This window comes from Pseudoalteromonas sp. PS1M3, assembly GCF_016865405.1.
Taxonomy (GTDB): Bacteria; Pseudomonadota; Gammaproteobacteria; order Enterobacterales; family Alteromonadaceae; genus Pseudoalteromonas; species Pseudoalteromonas marina.
In genome coordinates this window covers 531567-548839 of sequence record NZ_AP022624.1, presented here as the reverse complement: position 1 = coordinate 548839, position 17273 = coordinate 531567, and the positions used below count along the sequence as shown (strand labels likewise).

The 17273-nt window shown below is 39.7% G+C and carries 18 protein-coding genes; 14 read left to right on the top strand and 4 right to left on the bottom strand.

Going from position 1 to position 17273, the window contains the following annotated elements; genetic code table 11:
* Positions 1 to 42 precede the first annotated feature (42 nt).
* The 12 genes from PS1M3_RS02560 (at position 43) to mgtE (ending at position 9325) form a co-directional block, all read left to right on the top strand.
* On the top strand, positions 43 to 1011 hold the full coding sequence (locus PS1M3_RS02560; RefSeq protein WP_203987259.1) for a calcium/sodium antiporter: 969 nt from the start codon (positions 43 to 45) through the stop codon (positions 1009 to 1011).
* Positions 1012 to 1014: 3 nt separating this feature from the next.
* Complete coding sequence (locus tag PS1M3_RS02555; protein WP_006792102.1) at positions 1015 to 1986, top strand: KpsF/GutQ family sugar-phosphate isomerase; 972 nt, start codon at positions 1015 to 1017, stop codon at positions 1984 to 1986.
* Positions 1987 to 2538, top strand: a complete 552-nt coding sequence (gene kdsC / locus PS1M3_RS02550; RefSeq protein ID WP_203986133.1) for a 3-deoxy-manno-octulosonate-8-phosphatase KdsC — start codon at positions 1987 to 1989, stop codon at positions 2536 to 2538.
* Complete coding sequence (gene lptC, locus PS1M3_RS02545; protein WP_006792100.1) at positions 2535 to 3089, top strand: LPS export ABC transporter periplasmic protein LptC; 555 nt, start codon at positions 2535 to 2537, stop codon at positions 3087 to 3089. Before kdsC ends, lptC begins: the two co-directional genes overlap by 4 nt.
* Positions 3079 to 3615: a lipopolysaccharide transport periplasmic protein LptA gene (gene lptA / locus PS1M3_RS02540; protein WP_203986131.1), complete on the top strand. Its 537-nt coding sequence runs from the start codon at positions 3079 to 3081 to the stop codon at positions 3613 to 3615. Before lptC ends, lptA begins: the two co-directional genes overlap by 11 nt.
* Entirely contained in the window at positions 3612 to 4337 is a 726-nt protein-coding gene (lptB, locus tag PS1M3_RS02535) for an LPS export ABC transporter ATP-binding protein (RefSeq protein ID WP_006792098.1), read from the top strand. The genes lptA and lptB overlap by 4 nt, the downstream gene beginning before the upstream one ends.
* A gap of 69 nt (positions 4338 to 4406) precedes the next feature.
* Entirely contained in the window at positions 4407 to 5906 is a 1500-nt protein-coding gene (locus PS1M3_RS02530) for an RNA polymerase factor sigma-54 (RefSeq protein ID WP_006792097.1), read from the top strand.
* Between the two features lie 26 nt (positions 5907 to 5932).
* Positions 5933 to 6220: a ribosome hibernation promoting factor gene (gene hpf, locus PS1M3_RS02525; protein WP_006792096.1), complete on the top strand. Its 288-nt coding sequence runs from the start codon at positions 5933 to 5935 to the stop codon at positions 6218 to 6220.
* A gap of 4 nt (positions 6221 to 6224) precedes the next feature.
* Positions 6225 to 6677 carry a PTS IIA-like nitrogen regulatory protein PtsN gene (gene ptsN, locus PS1M3_RS02520; protein ID WP_006792095.1) on the top strand — a complete coding sequence of 151 codons (453 nt, stop codon included), beginning with the start codon at positions 6225 to 6227 and terminating at the stop codon, positions 6675 to 6677.
* Positions 6678 to 6696: 19 nt separating this feature from the next.
* Entirely contained in the window at positions 6697 to 7542 is an 846-nt protein-coding gene (gene rapZ / locus PS1M3_RS02515) for an RNase adapter RapZ (protein WP_006792094.1), read from the top strand.
* Positions 7543 to 7585: 43 nt separating this feature from the next.
* Positions 7586 to 7858 carry an HPr family phosphocarrier protein gene (locus PS1M3_RS02510; protein ID WP_006792093.1) on the top strand — a complete coding sequence of 91 codons (273 nt, stop codon included), beginning with the start codon at positions 7586 to 7588 and terminating at the stop codon, positions 7856 to 7858.
* A 108-nt stretch (positions 7859 to 7966) separates the two neighbouring features.
* Positions 7967 to 9325, top strand: coding sequence for a magnesium transporter (gene mgtE / locus PS1M3_RS02505; RefSeq protein WP_006792092.1), 1359 nt, complete (start codon positions 7967 to 7969; stop codon positions 9323 to 9325).
* 69 nt (positions 9326 to 9394) lie between these two features.
* Here the strand turns inward: mgtE and PS1M3_RS02500 are convergent, their stop codons facing one another.
* Together PS1M3_RS02500 and PS1M3_RS02495 are read right to left on the bottom strand one after the other, a co-directional pair.
* Positions 9395 to 11581, bottom strand: coding sequence for a YgiQ family radical SAM protein (locus PS1M3_RS02500; protein WP_039036367.1), 2187 nt, complete (start codon positions 11579 to 11581; stop codon positions 9395 to 9397).
* Positions 11582 to 11688: 107 nt separating this feature from the next.
* Complete coding sequence (locus tag PS1M3_RS02495; RefSeq protein WP_058428334.1) at positions 11689 to 13884, bottom strand: EAL domain-containing protein; 2196 nt, start codon at positions 13882 to 13884, stop codon at positions 11689 to 11691.
* A gap of 152 nt (positions 13885 to 14036) precedes the next feature.
* On the opposite strand from PS1M3_RS02495, the gene PS1M3_RS02490 reads away from it, so the two are divergent.
* Together PS1M3_RS02490 and PS1M3_RS02485 are read left to right on the top strand one after the other, a co-directional pair.
* Positions 14037 to 14618, top strand: a complete 582-nt coding sequence (locus PS1M3_RS02490) for an SRPBCC family protein (protein WP_039036365.1) — start codon at positions 14037 to 14039, stop codon at positions 14616 to 14618.
* On the top strand, positions 14587 to 15474 hold the full coding sequence (locus PS1M3_RS02485) for a TIGR03899 family protein (RefSeq protein WP_203986129.1): 888 nt from the start codon (positions 14587 to 14589) through the stop codon (positions 15472 to 15474). The genes PS1M3_RS02490 and PS1M3_RS02485 overlap by 32 nt, the downstream gene beginning before the upstream one ends.
* A gap of 33 nt (positions 15475 to 15507) precedes the next feature.
* Here the strand turns inward: PS1M3_RS02485 and PS1M3_RS02480 are convergent, their stop codons facing one another.
* On the bottom strand, positions 15508 to 16278 hold the full coding sequence (locus PS1M3_RS02480) for a TIGR04219 family outer membrane beta-barrel protein (protein WP_006792087.1): 771 nt from the start codon (positions 16276 to 16278) through the stop codon (positions 15508 to 15510).
* 3 nt (positions 16279 to 16281) lie between these two features.
* Positions 16282 to 17268: a DUF2333 family protein gene (locus PS1M3_RS02475; RefSeq protein WP_006792086.1), complete on the bottom strand. Its 987-nt coding sequence runs from the start codon at positions 17266 to 17268 to the stop codon at positions 16282 to 16284.
* Positions 17269 to 17273: the final 5 nt, after the last annotated feature.

Here is a 17273-nt window from a genome sequence, read left to right as displayed (position 1 = left end):
ACTATTCGCGCCATTCCTATTTTGAATAACTGGCTTAATACAATGGTTACCTCGTTTGTTATTTTGATTCTTGGTTTTGCAGCCCTAGTTTGGAGTGCTGACAGGTTTGTTTATGGTGCGGCCGCACTGGCTAAAAACTTTGGCGTACCAACCTTAATTGTTGGTTTGACTGTTGTTGCCATGGGCTCATCAGCACCTGAAATGATGGTATCAGCCTCTGCTGCATTGGCTGGAAAAACAGACACAGCAGTAGGTAACGCAATTGGCTCAAATATCACAAATATTTTACTGGTATTAGGTATTACCGCTTTATTTAGGCCTCTTAGCGTTTCTTCAAGTACATTAAAACGTGAAATCCCGTTAGTGCTTATCGTATCTCTAGCGACTTGGTATGTTTTTTCAGATAACTACTTTTCGCTTACTGAAGGCGTTGCGTTATTAATTGGTTTTGTCGTCTTTATTGGCGGGCTGATTATTGTTTCGCTACGTGCTAAAAATCAAACAGACCCATTTGTATCAGAAGCGTGTGATGAAGTACCCAATGACGTACCAACAAAAAAAGCAGTCATTTGGTTAGTTATTGGTATGGTCTTACTCCCTGTCAGTGCACATTTTTTAATAGATTCAGCGGTCGATATTGCAAAATATTTTGGCCTAAGCGATTTAGTCATTGGCTTAACAATTATTGCAATAGGTACAAGCTTGCCCGAGCTTGCAGCTTCAATTGCAGGGGTTCTTAAAAATGAAGATGACTTAGCACTGGGTAATATTGTTGGCTCTAATATTTTTAATATTCTTGCCGTGCTGCCTTTCGCAGGCATTATTAACCCTTCTGTTATAGACCCATCTGTTGCTAACCGCGATATACTTATTATGATTGGTGCCACAGTTGCGCTTATTATCATGTCATTGAACTTTAGAGGTGCTCAGCGCATCAATAGAGTAGAGGGCGGCTTATTATTAATCGCTTTTTTAGGCTACCAAGGGTATATTTTCAGTCAAGTAGGGTAAGTAATGGCAACGCTAAATTTTATTGAACAAGGCCTACGTGTATTAGACATAGAGCGCCAAGCATTGAGTGATATTGCACAATATGTGGATGAAAATTTTCATCAAGCATGTCAGTTAATATACGACTGCCAAGGCCGAACTATTGTTATAGGCATGGGGAAATCGGGTCATATTGGCAATAAAATAGCGGCGACATTAGCAAGTACTGGCAGCCCTGCATTTTTTGTACACCCAGGTGAGGCAAGCCATGGCGACTTAGGTATGATCACTAAAAATGATGTGGTTATGCTAATTTCTAATTCTGGTGAAACAAGCGAAGTCCTCAATATAATTCCCGTTTTGAAACGCCTCGGCGCAAAAATGATAGCCATGACAGGCAACGCTAGCTCAACAATGGCAACGCTTGCAAACGTACATATTTGCATAAAAGTACAAAAAGAAGCCTGTTCGTTAGGCTTAGCCCCTACAGCAAGCACAACAGCAACACTTGCAATGGGCGATGCCATGGCAGTTGCACTGTTAGAAGCCCGCGGCTTTACAGCTGATGACTTTGCGCTATCTCACCCCGGCGGCAGTTTAGGTAAACGTTTACTGCTGACCCTAAAAGATGTCATGCATAGCGGTAAAAACACACCTATTATTAACGTTACGCAAACTATAAAAGATGCACTGATAGAAATGTCGGCAAAAGGCTTAGGCATGACAGCCATAGTTGATTCTCAGCAACAACTTGTAGGGCTCTTTACCGACGGTGATTTACGTCGTATTTTAGAACAACGAATTGATATACATACAACACAAATAGATGTTGTAATGACCAAGTCCTGCACAACGGCAACGCAAGATATTTTGGCCGCTGAAGCACTTAATATTATGGAGCAAAAGCGTATTAATGGTTTAATTATCGTTAATGAGCAAAACCACCCTATTGGTGCATTAAATATGCAAGACTTATTAAAAGCAGGAGTATTATAAATGCAATTTGAAGAGCTCTATCAACCATTGAGTGAAGACGCAAAAGCACGTGCAAAAAAAGTAAAGCTACTTATTTGTGATATTGATGGTGTGTTTTCTGATGGTCGCATTTATTTGGGTAACCAAGGCGAAGAGCTCAAAGCATTTAATACAAAAGATGGCTTTGGCATTAAAGCGCTAATTAATAGTGGCTTTGAAGTTGCGGTAATTACAGGACGCCACTCAAAAATAGTACAACAGCGTATGACAAGCTTAACAATACAACATATATACCAAGGCCAAGAAAATAAATTACTCGCTTACGAAGAACTAAAAACAAAGCTCAATTTAAATGATGAGCAAATTGCCTACATTGGCGATGATGGCCCAGACATGCCAGTGATGGAGTTAGTAGGGTTTGCTGTTGCAGTAAATGACGCACATCCGCTAATAAAACGTTTAGCACATTATACAACACAAATGCCAGGTGGCTTTGGTGCAGTGAGAGAACTAACCGACCTGCTAATGCTTGAAAATAACAAACCTTTGACCACAAAAGGGACTAGTTCATGAATGCAGCGCGCATAATATTAAGCGTTTTATTCATCAGCTGTATGGTTTGGCTTTGGTACCCTTATTTTACACAAGTAAATTTACCACAACAAACCGAAGCAGACATAATTGCAAAGCCAGATTACACAGCCATAGAGCTAAAACAAACAGCGTATGACGAAAATGGGAAAATCAGCCATAAAGTAACGGCAGCGCGAATGGAGCTATATCAAGAATTAGGGTTTACCTTTTTTGATAAACCTATTTTTACGCTATACAACAACAAGCAAACATGGCGAATTAACGCTAATGAAGCAACATTATACGAAGGCAGACAACTAATATTAGAAGGTAACGTTGTTGCTAGTAATTTAACTGATAACGCAATGATAGATAAAATTAATGCTGATAACATTCAGGTAGATATAAAATTACTAACGATGCAATCAGAGCAGCCTGTCATTGTTACAGGGCCCAATTTAAAAATCACCGGTAAAGGCTTAGAAGCCGATTTAAAAACCGAAGTGATAAAATTAATTAACCATACGCGAACTATTTATTATGACCAATAAACTATCAACACTCTTTATTATTCCAACATTTTTACTTGCATTAGGTACTAATGCCGCTGAACCAACAGCGCCAATTTCTGCAAATCAAATTTCGATTAGTGCGGATAAACAAGAGGGTCAACTAAAAGAAAACGTAGGTATCTTCGAAAAAAATGTTGAAATTATTCATGGCGACAGAAAAATTACCGCAGACCGCCTTGAGGTTCACAAGCGCGATGAGCTAGGCGACAACAAGCAATTGTTAATTGCCACAGGTACGCCTGCATATTTTGAAGAAAAACAAGCCGACGGCACAATAATGAGCGCCAGCGCTAATGAAGTTAGGTACGATGTTTCAACGCGTTTTTTAACATTAATTGGAGATGCAGAGATATCTCAAGCTGGGCAAAAAATGAATGCTAAAAGCATTACCTACGATATAGAACAGCAGCTTATTAGCGCCGAAAAAGATGAAAGCTCAACTGACCGTGTACACACTATCTTAGTGCCTGTGGAGCCTAAAAAAAATGACAAAGGCCAACCATGAGCACATTAAAAGCAGAGCTACTAGCCAAAAGCTACAAAGGCCGTGAAGTTGTAAAAAATGTGGGCTTAGAAGTTAAAGCTGGCAGTATTGTAGGCTTGCTTGGGCCAAACGGCGCAGGTAAAACAACAACCTTTTACATGATTGTAGGCTTAGTCCCTAGCGACAAAGGCAAAATATCTATCGATGATAACGATATTACGCTTTTACCTATGCACAGTCGTGCTAGATTAGGCATTGGCTACTTACCACAAGAGTCGTCTATATTTAGAAAATTAACAGTGTATCAAAACTTAATGGCTATTTTAGAAACTCGAAAGGAGCTCACTAAACAAGCCAGAGAAGATACATTGAATAATCTATTAGATGAATTTAGCATTCAACACATTCGCGACAGCAAAGGCATGGCATTATCGGGCGGAGAACGTCGCCGAGTGGAGATTGCACGTGCTTTAGCCGCAGATCCAAAGTTTATTTTGTTAGACGAACCATTTGCCGGTGTTGACCCTATCTCAGTATTAGATATTAAAAAAATTATTGAACACCTGAAAAACCGTGGGATTGGCGTATTAATAACAGACCACAATGTAAGAGAAACCCTTGATGTTTGCGAAAAAGCCTACATTGTTTCTCATGGGGAACTGATTGCTTCTGGTACCCCTGAACACGTATTAAATGATAAAACTGTACGCGATGTATATTTAGGCGAGCAATTTAGGCTGTAACATTTACGCCTTATTTATAAGCATCTGCTAGTATTAATTATAACAACTTAAAAGGATTGTTAGAGATACATGAGGCAATCACTACAGCTGCGCATGGGCCAGCAACTTACAATGACACCTCAGTTGCAACAAGCTATTCGCTTGCTGCAATTAAGCACATTGGATCTTCAGCAAGAAATACAAGAAGCGCTCGACAGCAACCCATTACTTGAGGTTGAGGAGCAAGACTATGCCGATGATCTTGCGGGCAAAAATGAGCAAAAAGCGGATAACGATGAAGTTACAGTAACCGTATCTGCAGATGAAGCCCCTAGCGAGTATGAACAAGACAGTGGTGAAGCGCTTGCTAAAGATACCGTAAGTGACGACATGGCAATGGACGTTAGCTGGGATGAGTACATGAGTGCAGCCCCTGCATCTTCTTCAGGACCAATGCCTGAAGATGAGTCTATATATCAGGGCGCATCAACTGAAACGCTTCACGAATACTTAATGTGGCAATTACAATTAACGCCATTTAGCCCTACAGATGAAGCCATTGCTATTGCTATTGTAGAAGCAGTGGATGATTCAGGCATACTGACACTCAGTTGCGAAGAGATTTTAGAGAGCTTTAATCAAGATAACGACGATGACGTTGAGGTTGAACTTGACGAAATAGAAGCGGTTTTAAAGCGCATTCAGCTATTTGACCCAGTGGGTATTGCGGCACGTAGCTTACAAGAGTGCTTGTGTATTCAGTTAAATCAATTTGATAAAGGCACGCCTTTTATTGATGAAACAAAAATGATTTTAACCGAGCACATTGATTTGTTAGCTGCTCGTGACTACCGTACATTAATGAAAAAAACGAAGCTCAAAGAAGATGAGCTTAAAGAAGTAATGACACTTATTCATACGCTCAACCCTAAGCCTGCAGACACAATAGTACGAGAAGAGTCTGAGTATGTAATACCTGATGTGTCAGTTAAAAAAATTAAAGGCCGCTGGATTGTAGAGTTAAACCCAGACAGCATGCCAAAAATTCGTGTAAACAGCCAATATGCAGCGATGTCGCGTACAGTTAAATCAAGCGGCGACAGTCAATTTATTCGCTCACATTTACAAGAAGCTAAATGGTTTATAAAAAGCTTAGAAAGTAGAAATGATACACTTTTAAAAGTAACTAACTGTATTGTTAAACAACAACAGGGCTTTTTTGAACACGGGCCAGAAGCCATGAAACCGATGGTTTTAAATGATGTTGCCGAAATGGTAGAAATGCACGAATCAACAATTTCGCGCGTAACTACGCAAAAGTATATGCACACACCGCGTGGAATATTTGAGCTTAAATACTTTTTCTCAAGCCACGTAAGTACCGAAAATGGTGGAGAATGTTCATCTACGGCAATACGTGCACTTATTAAAAAATTAATCGCAGCAGAAAACTCAGCAAAACCATTGAGTGATAGCAAAATTGCGGATATATTGGCTGAGCAAGGAATTAAAGTAGCGAGACGTACAATCGCAAAATATCGCGAATCTCTTGCTATTCCACCGTCAAATCAGCGAAAGAGCCTGATCTAAGACGCTAAACAAAGAGGGTAATGCTTATGCAACTAAATTTAACTGGTCGTCATGTAGAACTAACTGATTCATTAAGAGACTATATAAATACCAAATTTGCGAAGCTAGAAAGGCACTCTGATCATATTAATAATGTTCATGTCATTCTTGATATAGAAAAATTAAATCAAAAAGCAGAAGCAACTATTCATGTAAGTGGTGCTGAATTATTCGCATCCACTGAACATCAAGATATGTATGCAGCTATTGATTCATTGATTGACAAGCTTGACCGTCAAGTAATTAAACACAAAGAGAAGCTTGCTCGACACTAATATGATGAAATTAAGTTCACTTATATGCCAGGACTGCAGTAAAGCTGCGGTCCTTTTTAATAGTAAAAAAAGAATTTTAGAGTTTATTAGCGAGCTGGCTCACGATAAATTACCGTATTTATCTCAACAGGATATTTTGGGCGCTTTATTAACCCGCGAAAAGCTAGGCAGCACAGGGATAGGAAGAGGTATTGCTATTCCACATGGCCGAATGAGCGGCGCACAAGAACCTTTAGCATTGGTGTTAGTAAGTGAAACACCGATTAATTTTGATGCTATAGACAACCGCCCTGTTGATATTTTTGTTGCACTCATCGTACCTGAAGGCGATAACCAACAGCATTTAAAGACGCTAGCAACGATAGCTGATAAACTAAAAAATAAAGAATTTTGTAAGCAGCTTCGCTGTGCTAAATCGGATGCTGAGTTGTATCAAATTATTGTTGACCAATCGTAACAAATTTAAAGGGTGATTAATGGAGTTGATTATCATAAGTGGCCGTTCTGGTTCTGGTAAGTCGGTTGCTTTACGCGTTGTTGAAGATCTAGGTTATTATTGCGTAGATAACATTCCAGTAAATTTATTACCTTCTTTGGTAAGAAGCGTTTCTGATAACTACGATAAAATTGCCGTTAGTATAGATGTGCGAAATTTACCAAAAGAGCAAGATGAATTTAATCACATCATCGAATACTTACCGGGTTTTACAAAACCAACGCTGTTCTACTTAGACAGTGAAGATCAAACCCTTATTAAACGCTTTTCTGAAACCAGACGCTTACACCCTTTATCAATAGATTCACTTCCGCTTGATTTAGCCATAAAAAAAGAAAAAGAACTTCTCGATGTGCTAATTACGCGCGCCGATTACATGATCGATACCAGTGAGCTAAGCGTTCATCAACTTGCTGAATCAATTCGCGAAAAAATATTAGGTAAAAAAGACAAGCAGCTAATTGTTACATTTGAATCTTTTGGTTTTAAACATGGCATTCCTAAAGAAGCAGATTACGTATTTGATGCGCGTTTTTTACCTAACCCGCATTGGGAGCCTGAACTAAAACCACTTAATGGCCTAGACCAACCAGTAAAAGATTATTTGGCTAGCCACAGCATAGTTCAAAAATTTACATGGCAAATACAAACCTTTGTACAAACTTGGCTACCACACCTAGAGCGAAATAACAGAAGCTATTTAACTATTGCGATTGGCTGTACTGGCGGGCAACATCGCTCTGTATATTTAGCGCAAACAATTGGCGAAAGCTTTGCAGTTACGCATCCCAATGTAAAAATACGTCACCGAGAACAAGAAAAGTAATTTTACAAAACTAATAACCTGTTCAGCTTTGATAGAGTAATGTATGCGTATAGAAGACACTTTTTTAATACAAAATAAATTAGGACTGCATGCCAGAGCCGCAACTGTATTAGCCCAACTCGCTGTAAAATTTGATGCTTCAATCACCTTATTTCAAGATGATAAAGAAGCTGCTGGTGATAGTGTATTAGCACTGATGCTACTTGAAAGTAGCCAAGGTAAAGAAGTTAAAGTGGTATGTGAAGGGCCTGATGCAGAGCAAGCTTTAAATGCCATTGGAGAACTTATTTCGCAACGATTTAACGAACAAGAGTAACGTTAATTTTTAACATTTAAATAAAATAACTATAATCAAAATAACTGGCTGCTAGGTCGTACTCCCCCACCCACTAGGTAACAGTTACAGTATAAATAAAGGACGCCAATGCCCGAAGCTTTTGAACAAGACTACCCACTACAACAACTAAAACAAGTGACCAAGTCACTTAATAGTGGTCAGTTTGTTCAAGTTAGGCGCATGCTCGCAAAAACAGCGCCATGTGATACTGCGTTATTATTAGAATCATCTCCACACAAAATTCGTCGCTTGCTATGGCAGTTAGTTGATCCTGATGTTCAAGGTGATGTACTCGAAGAATTATCAGAAGACGTGCGCCTGGGTATTATTGCCCAAATGGAGCCTGAGCACATTGCTGCTGCCACTGAAGACATGGGTCACGATGACCTAGGTGAAGTATTACGTAGTTTGCCTGACACCGTTTACCAAGACGTTGTTAGCGCCATGGACACCCAAGATAGAGAGCGCGCAACACAAGCGCTATCTTATCAAGAGCGTTCTGCTGGTGCACTCATGAACACCGATACGGTAACTATTCGCCCAGATGTGACCATTGATGTCGTACTACGTTACATTCGACTTCGCGGAGAGTTACCTGAAGGCACTGATGACCTGTATGTGGTTGATAAACATAACTGCTTTATTGGTGCTTTATCGCTGAGTACATTGCTAACTAATCCACCAGAAAAAATTGTTCGCGATTTAATGGATGAAGAATGTGAGTCAATTCCAATTTCAATGGATGAAAGTGAAGTCGCACAACTGTTTGAGCGCCATAATTGGATCTCGGCCCCAGTTGTTGATGACAACGATCAGCTACTTGGTCGTGTCACGATCGATGATATTGTTGACGTAATTCGTGAAGACGCCGAACATAGTTTACTGAGTTTGGCGGGCCTTGATGATGAAGAAGATACCTTTGCTCCTGTCTTAAAAAGCTCTAAAAAACGCTCAGTATGGTTAGGAGTTAACTTATTAACTGCGCTTGCGGCCGCCTTTGTAGCCAGTTTTTTTGAAAGCACACTCGATATTTTACCCATATTAGCAGTGCTTAATGGCATTGTTCCTTCTATGGGCGGTGTTGCTGGCAGTCAATCACTCACACTTGTTATTCGTGGTATAGCTGTTGGTCATATAAATCAAACCAACCAACGCTTTTTAATGATGAAAGAACTCGCTATTGGAGCACTCAATGGCATTTTGTGGTCATTGTTGATAGCGGGTGTCATTGCACTTTGGCAGTGGGATTTTATGCTCGGCGGCGTACTCGCTTTTGCCATGTTTATGAACTTAGTTGTGGCTGGGGTTGCTGGTGCAAGTATTCCAATTTTACTTAAAAAAATGAATATAGACCCTGCACTTGCAGGCAGTGTAGTGCTAACAACAGTGACAGATATTGTGGGTATTTTTGCCTTTTTAGGCACCGCCACTTGGCTGTTAATATAAATTTAAAAGCTGTTATAAAAAAACGCGCAGTTAATTTATAGCTGCGCGTTTTTATTGTCTCGGTAATAACTATCTGGCTTTGTGCCTATTTCCACCCACTTTAGGTTTTGTATTAGCCTTTTTAAATTGGCTAAATCCCGTATGACGTGTAAGCGCTGGGCGAGCCCCTTTACGGCCTTTATTAACGGTTTTACCCGCTTTTTCATCGCGGCCTTCTTCTGGCACTAAACAGTTTGGCCCTTTGCCAATTAAGTTGGCTTTACCCATTTTGCGAAGTGCTTCACGTATCATTGGCCAGCCCGATGCATCATGGTAGCGCAAAATAGCTTTGTGTAATCTGCGCTGGCGTGCTCCTTTTGGCACTGGCACTACTTCACTATTATTCTTGATATTACGCAGTGAGTTCATCTCTGTATGGTAAATAGTGGTCGCATTGGCCATTGGGGATGGATAAAAGTTTTGCACTTGATCCAACTTAAAGTCGTTAGACTTAAGCCATAAAGCCATGTTTACCATATCTTCGTCTTTAGTTCCTGGGTGCGCAGAAATAAAATACGGAATTAAATACTGCTTTTTACCCGCTTCTTTCGAGTACTTATCAAATAATTCTTTAAATTGATCGTAAGCACCCATGCCTGGCTTCATCATTTTTGATAATGGACCGTCTTCAGTATGCTCTGGCGCTATTTTTAGATACCCGCCCACATGATGTGTCACCAGCTCTTTAACATAGCGAGGATCGCGTACAGCAAGGTCATAGCGAACGCCCGAAGCGATAAGAACTTTTTTAATGCCTTTTACATCACGTGCTTTTTTGTATAAGTCGATTGTAGGCGTGTGATCCGTGTCCATATGCTTACAAATATCAGGGTATACGCACGATAAGCGTCGGCAGGTACTTTCTGCTTTTTTGCTTGTACAACGTAATTTGTACATGTTGGCCGTTGGCCCACCTAAATCGGAAATAACGCCAGTAAAACCGGGCACTTTATCTCTGATCTGTTCAATTTCTTCAATAATGGACTCTTGCGATCGGCTTTGAATAATACGCCCTTCGTGCTCTGTAATCGAACAGAATGAACACCCACCAAAACAGCCACGCATAATATTCACCGACGTTTTTATCATGTCGTAAGCAGGTATTTTAGCGTCGCCATAACGTGGATGAGGAATTCGTTGATAAGGTAATCCAAATACCGCATCCATTTCATGTGTTTCTAAAGGATAAGCCGGTGGATTCACCCAAATAGAGCGATCGCCATGACGCTGGAACAAAGCTCTTGCACAACCAGGGTTAGTTTCTTGGTGTAATATCCTTGAGGCATGCGCGTATAAAGGTTTGTTAACACTTACTTGCTCGTACGCTGGAAGTTTAACATACGTTTTTTCCCATGGCTTAGGACGCGCTGGCTGCACGGTAATAGGCTTTGCAGCTTCTGCTTTTAAATCAATACCTGCTTGTTTAAACTCAGACTTGCTACAGCCAACATCATCGGCTCCGTAAGGGTTTGGAATGGGGTCTATTTTACCTATTTTATCAATAGCTGTTGAATCACTCCCCCGCCAGCCCGGCAAAGGTTCTTTACGAATCACAGCGGTACCACGAATGTCTTGAATCGTATCCATCGTTTCACCACCGGCAATACGGTGGGCAACTTCTACTAATGGGCGCTCAGCATTTCCGTAAATCAATATATCGGCTTTTGAGTCAAACAAAATGCTACGGCGCACTTTTTCTTGCCAATAATCATAATGGGCTATCCTGCGAAGGCTGGCCTCAATACCGCCAATAACAATAGGAATACCTTTGTATGCTTCACGACACTTCTGAGAGTAAATCATCACCGCTCGATCCGGGCGTTTACCACCTACGTTGTCTGGTGTATAAGCATCATCGTGGCGCATACGCTTTTCAGCTGTGTAACGGTTAATCATTGAGTCCATGTTACCAGCAGTTACACCAAAAAATAGGTTTGGCCTGCCAAGCTCCATAAATGCGTCTTTTGTATCCCATTTGGGCTGAGCAATAATACCTACTCTAAAACCTTGCGCTTCGAGCACACGTCCGATTACTGCCATCCCAAAGCTTGGGTGGTCAACATACGCATCACCACTAATTATTATTATGTCGCAGCTATCCCAGCCAAGTGCATCCATCTCTTCGCGTGATGTAGGTAAAAATGGTGCAGTGCCGTAACACTCAGCCCAATACTTGGGGTAAGAGAATAAGGCGCGCTTAGCTTTGAGTGTGCTCATAAATGTGACCGTAGAATAACAAAAGGCGCAAATTATACATCATAGACTTGTTTATATATACAACATTACAACGTATGAAATACCTTTAACACTAAGCCTATAACTATCTATGTTTTTCGTTTACTAATGAACTCTAATAACTTGTTTTCAGGCATAGGTTTAGCATACATAAACCCTTGTACTTCATCGCATCCTAAGTCTTTTAAAAACTTAGCTTGTTCCTGCGTTTCAACACCCTCTGCTATTGTTTTTAAACCTAACTTTGCACCTAACGATATTACTAATCCAGCAACGGCACCGGTATCACCATTATTAAGATCTTTAATAAACGACCTATCAATCTTTAGTCTATCGATAGGAAGGCTTTGTATATAACTTAATGAAGAAAACCCTGTGCCAAAGTCATCAATAGCAACTTCAATACCCAACGCCTTGAGCTCCCTCAGAGTGTTAATAACCGTGTCTAATTCATCCATTACTACGCTTTCAGTGACTTCAAGCTCAATGTTTTTTGGGTCCACACCGTATTTTAGTAAGGTATTTTTTACTGTTTGCGCATACCCTTTAACTTTAAATTGCGGAACCGACACGTTAACAGCAATACATATTTCAGTTCCTTCATTTTCTAATCGCTTTTGCTGTTGGCACGCTTGCTCTAACACCCACTGCCCTATATCAACGATGAGTCCAGCGTCTTCAGCTAAAGGTATGAACACTGCGGGTGAAATGTAGGTGCCATTTTCCAACGGCCAGCGTAAAAGAGCTTCGCAACCAATTAATGACAAATCATCAAACGATAACTGCGGTTGGTACCATACTTCGAGCTTCCCTCTGGCAAAATCATGGCGCAGCTGTCTAATTAAACCTAATCGCCACTCCATTTTTTCTTGCATATCAATACTGTAATAAACACCTTCCTTGTGCTTTATTTTTTTAGCATGATTTAAAGCAATATAAGCCACTTTTAATGTTTCTAAACCAGAGCCTTGAAAGTCTTGCTGTTGGCATAAGCCAATTCTAAAATCGATGGGTAACACATGTTCCGCAGCAGAAAACGACGGACTTAACTTTTCATTAAAATCAGTTAAAACAAATTCACTTTTTGGGATTAAAAAACCAAATACATCAGCACCTACACGAGAGAGTAATTGAGCTGTGGGGACAATTGCTCTCAAACGCTCAACAATAGCAATAAGTAGCTTATTACCTACATCTTGCCCTAAGCCATCATTTATATCTGAGAAGTTAATAACGTCTAACAAAACAAACACATATTTGTTTTCACTGACGTTTTGAAAATCATCTATGCGCTCAATAAAATCAGTTCTATTTGAAATACCAGTGAGTAGGTCTTTATAAGCTGCATCTCTTAGCTTTACAAACAACCGTATATTATCGAGCGCAATACTAATATTAGTTAAAAATATTTCAGCAAACTGCAGTTGAATATCTGTCGGTGCTCCACCACTCTCAATATATAAAGCAGCTTTGCGGTGCTTACTTTTTAAAATAAAGGTGATGCTGTTATCTGTATATTGATGAGTGAGTTGTCCAAAACAGGCCTCAACCTGAGATAACGCAGTTTGGTTAACATTAACTAATTTTTCACCAAAATATTCTTCGTACTTTTCACACCCGCCCAGAACCTGAATAAAATTTTCACCATCAAGCTTGGTACAAATTAATCCGTTAGATTTACAACCTAAAATAACCCCCATAAATTCAAGTGCTTTATTGCACAATACTTTTACATCTGTTTGCCCCAAAATGTATTTAGAGGCAGATAAAATAGTATTCATCGCTTGCGCTTGATACTCAAGTAGGCATATCTGTTCGTAAGAACGAATAGCAGCAATAAGCGTTGTCACAAGTTTTGAGCGTGTCAGCTCTGTTTTAGTTTTGTAATCGTTTATATCGTATTCACGAATAACTTTTTCTTCGGGGATATTAGCGGCTTGGCCCGTACGTAAAATAATGCGAACGCGTTTGTTATTAAGAGTGTCTCTGACATGTTTAACCACCTGAAAGCCGGCATCGTCAGTTTCCATAATAACGTCTAAAAAAATAACAGATATATCATTGGGCTGAGTAAGTATATTTTTGGCCTCAGCGCCAGAATATGCGTGATGAAACCTAAGCCTAGCACCACCATACTCTAGTCCAGATAATGCGAGCTTTGTAACCGTATGAATTTCTTCGTCGTCGTCTACAATTAAAATATCCCAATATCGAGATGGCTCAACAACTATTTCGTCGTCTTGCTGTGGGTCTAAAAATAGAAAATCATTTTGTTCAGACGACATATTTACCCTTTTTCTGGTACTGCTTAATGCTTAAATATTCTAACGTAATGTTTAAAAAGCTATAAATTTAGTTTTTGGCTTATGATCTAATTCATACTATAGTCGATTAACAAAAAGTTGTTACATATATAGTTAAAAAAACTACCAAAGGTATGGTTATTAAATTATTAAAAGTACTGTTCAAATATGTATTAGTTTTACTACTTATAATAGTCGTAGTCGGATTACTGCTGCCACAAGATTATCGTGTAAGTAAACACGTAGAAATTAATGCCAATACCAGTACAATAAAAACACTTGTTGCCGACTTTAACCAATGGCACACATGGTCACCTTGGCAGCAAGTAGACCCCACCATTGAGTTTATTGTTAATGAACCTGGTGCTGGTGTAGGCGCTCATCAATCATGGATAGGAAAATGGGGATATGGTGAAATGACTATAACCTCCCTAAGTGATGATGAAATGTCGTTCAACATATTGCTAAATAATGAACACATTATTGAAGGCACACTCACATTTTCACCGCAGGCAAATGCCAATATCGTGACCTGTTATATTGAGGGACAATCAACGACTCTTCTCATTTCAGGCTATATGGCACTCGTATATGAGTATATTTTAAATAACACTCTAGAGCTTGGGTTAAATAATTTAAAAACCGTAGCACAATTAAGCGATATACAAAGCGTAGCAAATAGCCATGACAGTAAAAACAGCACAAGCACGGATTAATCTAGCTAATATAATAGAATCGTTACTTGGCTACCCTGTGACTAAGGTGCCCAACAACGACACTTCGCCATCATCAGAACAAAGTTACAATACAAAAGGGCAAGTAAAACCGCAGTACCATATAAATAGCGAACACCCTTTGCTGACTCGCGCAAAGCAAAGACACGATTTACTGGCTATTAAGCGCCAACAAAATATAGAAGCTATCTTAACCAAAGCAATGGAGTTTTGCCCCGATGTAGCTAGCAATAAACACCCTGATGCAGATTGGGTTGAACACTTTATTGCTTTATGTGAGGACACATCAAATAGCTCTATGCAAGCATTGTGGGCAAAAATTTTAACCGGTGAAACATTAAGCCCGGGGACTTTTTCAATTAAAAGCTTACAAACACTAAAACACATGACTCAGCGCGAAGCCGACTCTTTGCAAAAATGCGTGTCTTTGTCAGGTTATAATGAAAAAGACGATAGCCACTTTATTTTACTTGGCTTTTATAAAAAACCGTCTTTATTTGACCTACTTCGTAAGGGAAATAAAGTGTCATTAAATTTAGGTAAAACAGGAATAGGCTTTCCTGATATTTTAACTTTAATGGATTTGAATTTGCTTTACAGAAAAGAAATCGAATCTGCGGTGCTTAAAGCTGGCCAAGAACTCACGTTGTCGTTTTTATCTCAAAAGGTGACGCTTAAAGCAAAAAATAGTGATTTGGTTTTAAGCTATTACAAATTCACACAAACCGGCGATGAACTATCTAAACTCATACGATTTCCTGTAAATAAAGTATATAAGCAGCTGGTAAACACGGCACTAGAGGGAGAGTTTGATTTAGCGTGGCATCCTACAAAATAGGACGCCACGCTTTGTTCAATTAGAAGGCACTAATTAAAAATGAACCTGAATACCTGCAAACGGACCCGATGCGTCAATATCAGTCGTAATGTCATCAATATCGTCAAGCTCTAATACCATTGATCGGTAACCCGCTTTAACAGCAATATCTACAGCTAAGTTATCTACAAGTTCCCAAGCAACACCTACTTGATAATCTTGAACTTTACTATCGTCAATTGCCAAAAGGCTGCCTTCAAAAAACACACTTAAACCTGTAAGTGGTAAGCCTGCTTCTGCACGCGCGTATGCAAGTGGCACAAAACCAGAAAACTCAACCGTTTCAGTAAAGTTTGCGCCACCATCTTGCGTAGTACCATTAACAATGATGTCACCGTCAAACTGCTTCGCGTTTAAACCTAAATCGATAGAAATCAAATCATTATCAAATATTTCGTAATACAAAATGTAATCTACATGCGTTAAATCGCTTACAGAATTAACGGTTGTACCCACTACGTAGTCTGAACCATTAAAGCTAAATGTATCATTTAGCACTGTAGAGCCATTTAGCTCAAGTTCTGTATACTTTAATTTAAGATTAGGAACTAATGGCACCGGATGCTCAAGCGCAGCGTAATAGCTTATGTATGTTTCATCTTCAAAGTTAAAATCTTGAGGTGCATTTGCTTTGTAAGAAAGCTGACCCTCATTATCCGACTGCCAACCATCAACACCTACATATAAACCTAATAGGGTATCAGCCTGAGCTACAGGTGCTAAACATGCCATAGATAAGGCAGCTGCTAAACAATACTTTTTCATTTTTTATCCTTGCGCTAATAGTTCGCTAAGTTCGATTAAAGCCGCGTTGGCTCTAGAAATATAATTTGCCATAACAAGAGAATGATTAGCAACATAGCCAAAACCATTTCCGTTTAAAATTAGTGGGCTCCACACGGTTTCTTGCGTGGCTTCAAGTTCACGAATGATTTGCTGTAAGCTAACGCGTGCGTTTTTCTTTTCAAGTACATCGTTAAAGTCATACTCTACAGCTTGTAAAAAATGCAGTAACGCCCACGTTGCACCACGAGATTCATAAAACACATCATCTATATCAAGCCATGGTGTTCTTACTTGCTGCTGCAATGGAGCAAGCGTTGCTTGCTTATTTGAAGAATTACCAGCTAAGTCAGTATTAACTTTATCTTGCCCAACACTTGCACTTAAACGCTGACTTAGACTGCCTAAACGTTTTTCAGCTTCTTTTAACCAACTACGTAAGTTATCAGCGCGGGCATAAAACTGACTATCGCGCTCATGCTGATGAGCCATTTGCGTACGGTAAACAATTAAGTAATCAATCCCTTTTTGGTACTCGCCCTCAGCACTTGGCCACGCCCAAGCTTCAGAACTTATATTAAATTGAGGTTGTGCTTTTTTAAGCGCTTCGTGTTCAGTTGATTGCGATTGAGAGCGGCTAAAATCTTTTCTCATAGAAAGTGATAAATCACGAACCATTTCAAGTGCGCCATATTCCCAAGCAGGCATATCATCCATAATAATGCTAGGTGGTATAACGTCGTTTGATAAATATCCGCCTGGCTTATCAAGCAGCGTATTTGCAACAGTGATAAGTGTTGATGTAGTAATGTAACCCGTCACCATTGTTTCATTTCGAAGTTGCGCTTGCTCTTTTGCACTTTCAACCACATCAAAACGTGAAGGCTCAGTACTCCAGTAAACGGCAATGGCGTAAAATATAATAAGCAGTATAGCTATAATGCCTGCTATTTTTCCTTTGTGTTGCGACATGTAAA

Excerpts from the sequence above, each read along its gene's own strand:
- PS1M3_RS02560 (WP_203987259.1), top strand. The coding sequence starts at position 43 with ATGGTTACCTCGTTTGTTATTTTGATTCTTGGTTTTGCAGCCCTAGTT.
- PS1M3_RS02555 (WP_006792102.1), top strand. The coding sequence starts at position 1,015 with ATGGCAACGCTAAATTTTATTGAACAAGGCCTACGTGTATTAGACATA.
- kdsC (WP_203986133.1), top strand. The coding sequence starts at position 1,987 with ATGCAATTTGAAGAGCTCTATCAACCATTGAGTGAAGACGCAAAAGCA.
- lptC (WP_006792100.1), top strand. The coding sequence starts at position 2,535 with ATGAATGCAGCGCGCATAATATTAAGCGTTTTATTCATCAGCTGTATG.
- lptA (WP_203986131.1), top strand. The coding sequence starts at position 3,079 with ATGACCAATAAACTATCAACACTCTTTATTATTCCAACATTTTTACTT.
- lptB (WP_006792098.1), top strand. The coding sequence starts at position 3,612 with ATGAGCACATTAAAAGCAGAGCTACTAGCCAAAAGCTACAAAGGCCGT.
- PS1M3_RS02530 (WP_006792097.1), top strand. The coding sequence starts at position 4,407 with ATGAGGCAATCACTACAGCTGCGCATGGGCCAGCAACTTACAATGACA.
- hpf (WP_006792096.1), top strand. The coding sequence starts at position 5,933 with ATGCAACTAAATTTAACTGGTCGTCATGTAGAACTAACTGATTCATTA.
- ptsN (WP_006792095.1), top strand. The coding sequence starts at position 6,225 with ATGAAATTAAGTTCACTTATATGCCAGGACTGCAGTAAAGCTGCGGTC.
- rapZ (WP_006792094.1), top strand. The coding sequence starts at position 6,697 with ATGGAGTTGATTATCATAAGTGGCCGTTCTGGTTCTGGTAAGTCGGTT.
- PS1M3_RS02510 (WP_006792093.1), top strand. The coding sequence starts at position 7,586 with ATGCGTATAGAAGACACTTTTTTAATACAAAATAAATTAGGACTGCAT.
- mgtE (WP_006792092.1), top strand. The coding sequence starts at position 7,967 with ATGCCCGAAGCTTTTGAACAAGACTACCCACTACAACAACTAAAACAA.
- PS1M3_RS02500 (WP_039036367.1), bottom strand. The coding sequence starts at position 11,581 with ATGAGCACACTCAAAGCTAAGCGCGCCTTATTCTCTTACCCCAAGTAT.
- PS1M3_RS02495 (WP_058428334.1), bottom strand. The coding sequence starts at position 13,884 with ATGTCGTCTGAACAAAATGATTTTCTATTTTTAGACCCACAGCAAGAC.
- PS1M3_RS02490 (WP_039036365.1), top strand. The coding sequence starts at position 14,037 with ATGGTTATTAAATTATTAAAAGTACTGTTCAAATATGTATTAGTTTTA.
- PS1M3_RS02485 (WP_203986129.1), top strand. The coding sequence starts at position 14,587 with ATGACAGTAAAAACAGCACAAGCACGGATTAATCTAGCTAATATAATA.
- PS1M3_RS02480 (WP_006792087.1), bottom strand. The coding sequence starts at position 16,278 with ATGAAAAAGTATTGTTTAGCAGCTGCCTTATCTATGGCATGTTTAGCA.
- PS1M3_RS02475 (WP_006792086.1), bottom strand. The coding sequence starts at position 17,268 with ATGTCGCAACACAAAGGAAAAATAGCAGGCATTATAGCTATACTGCTT.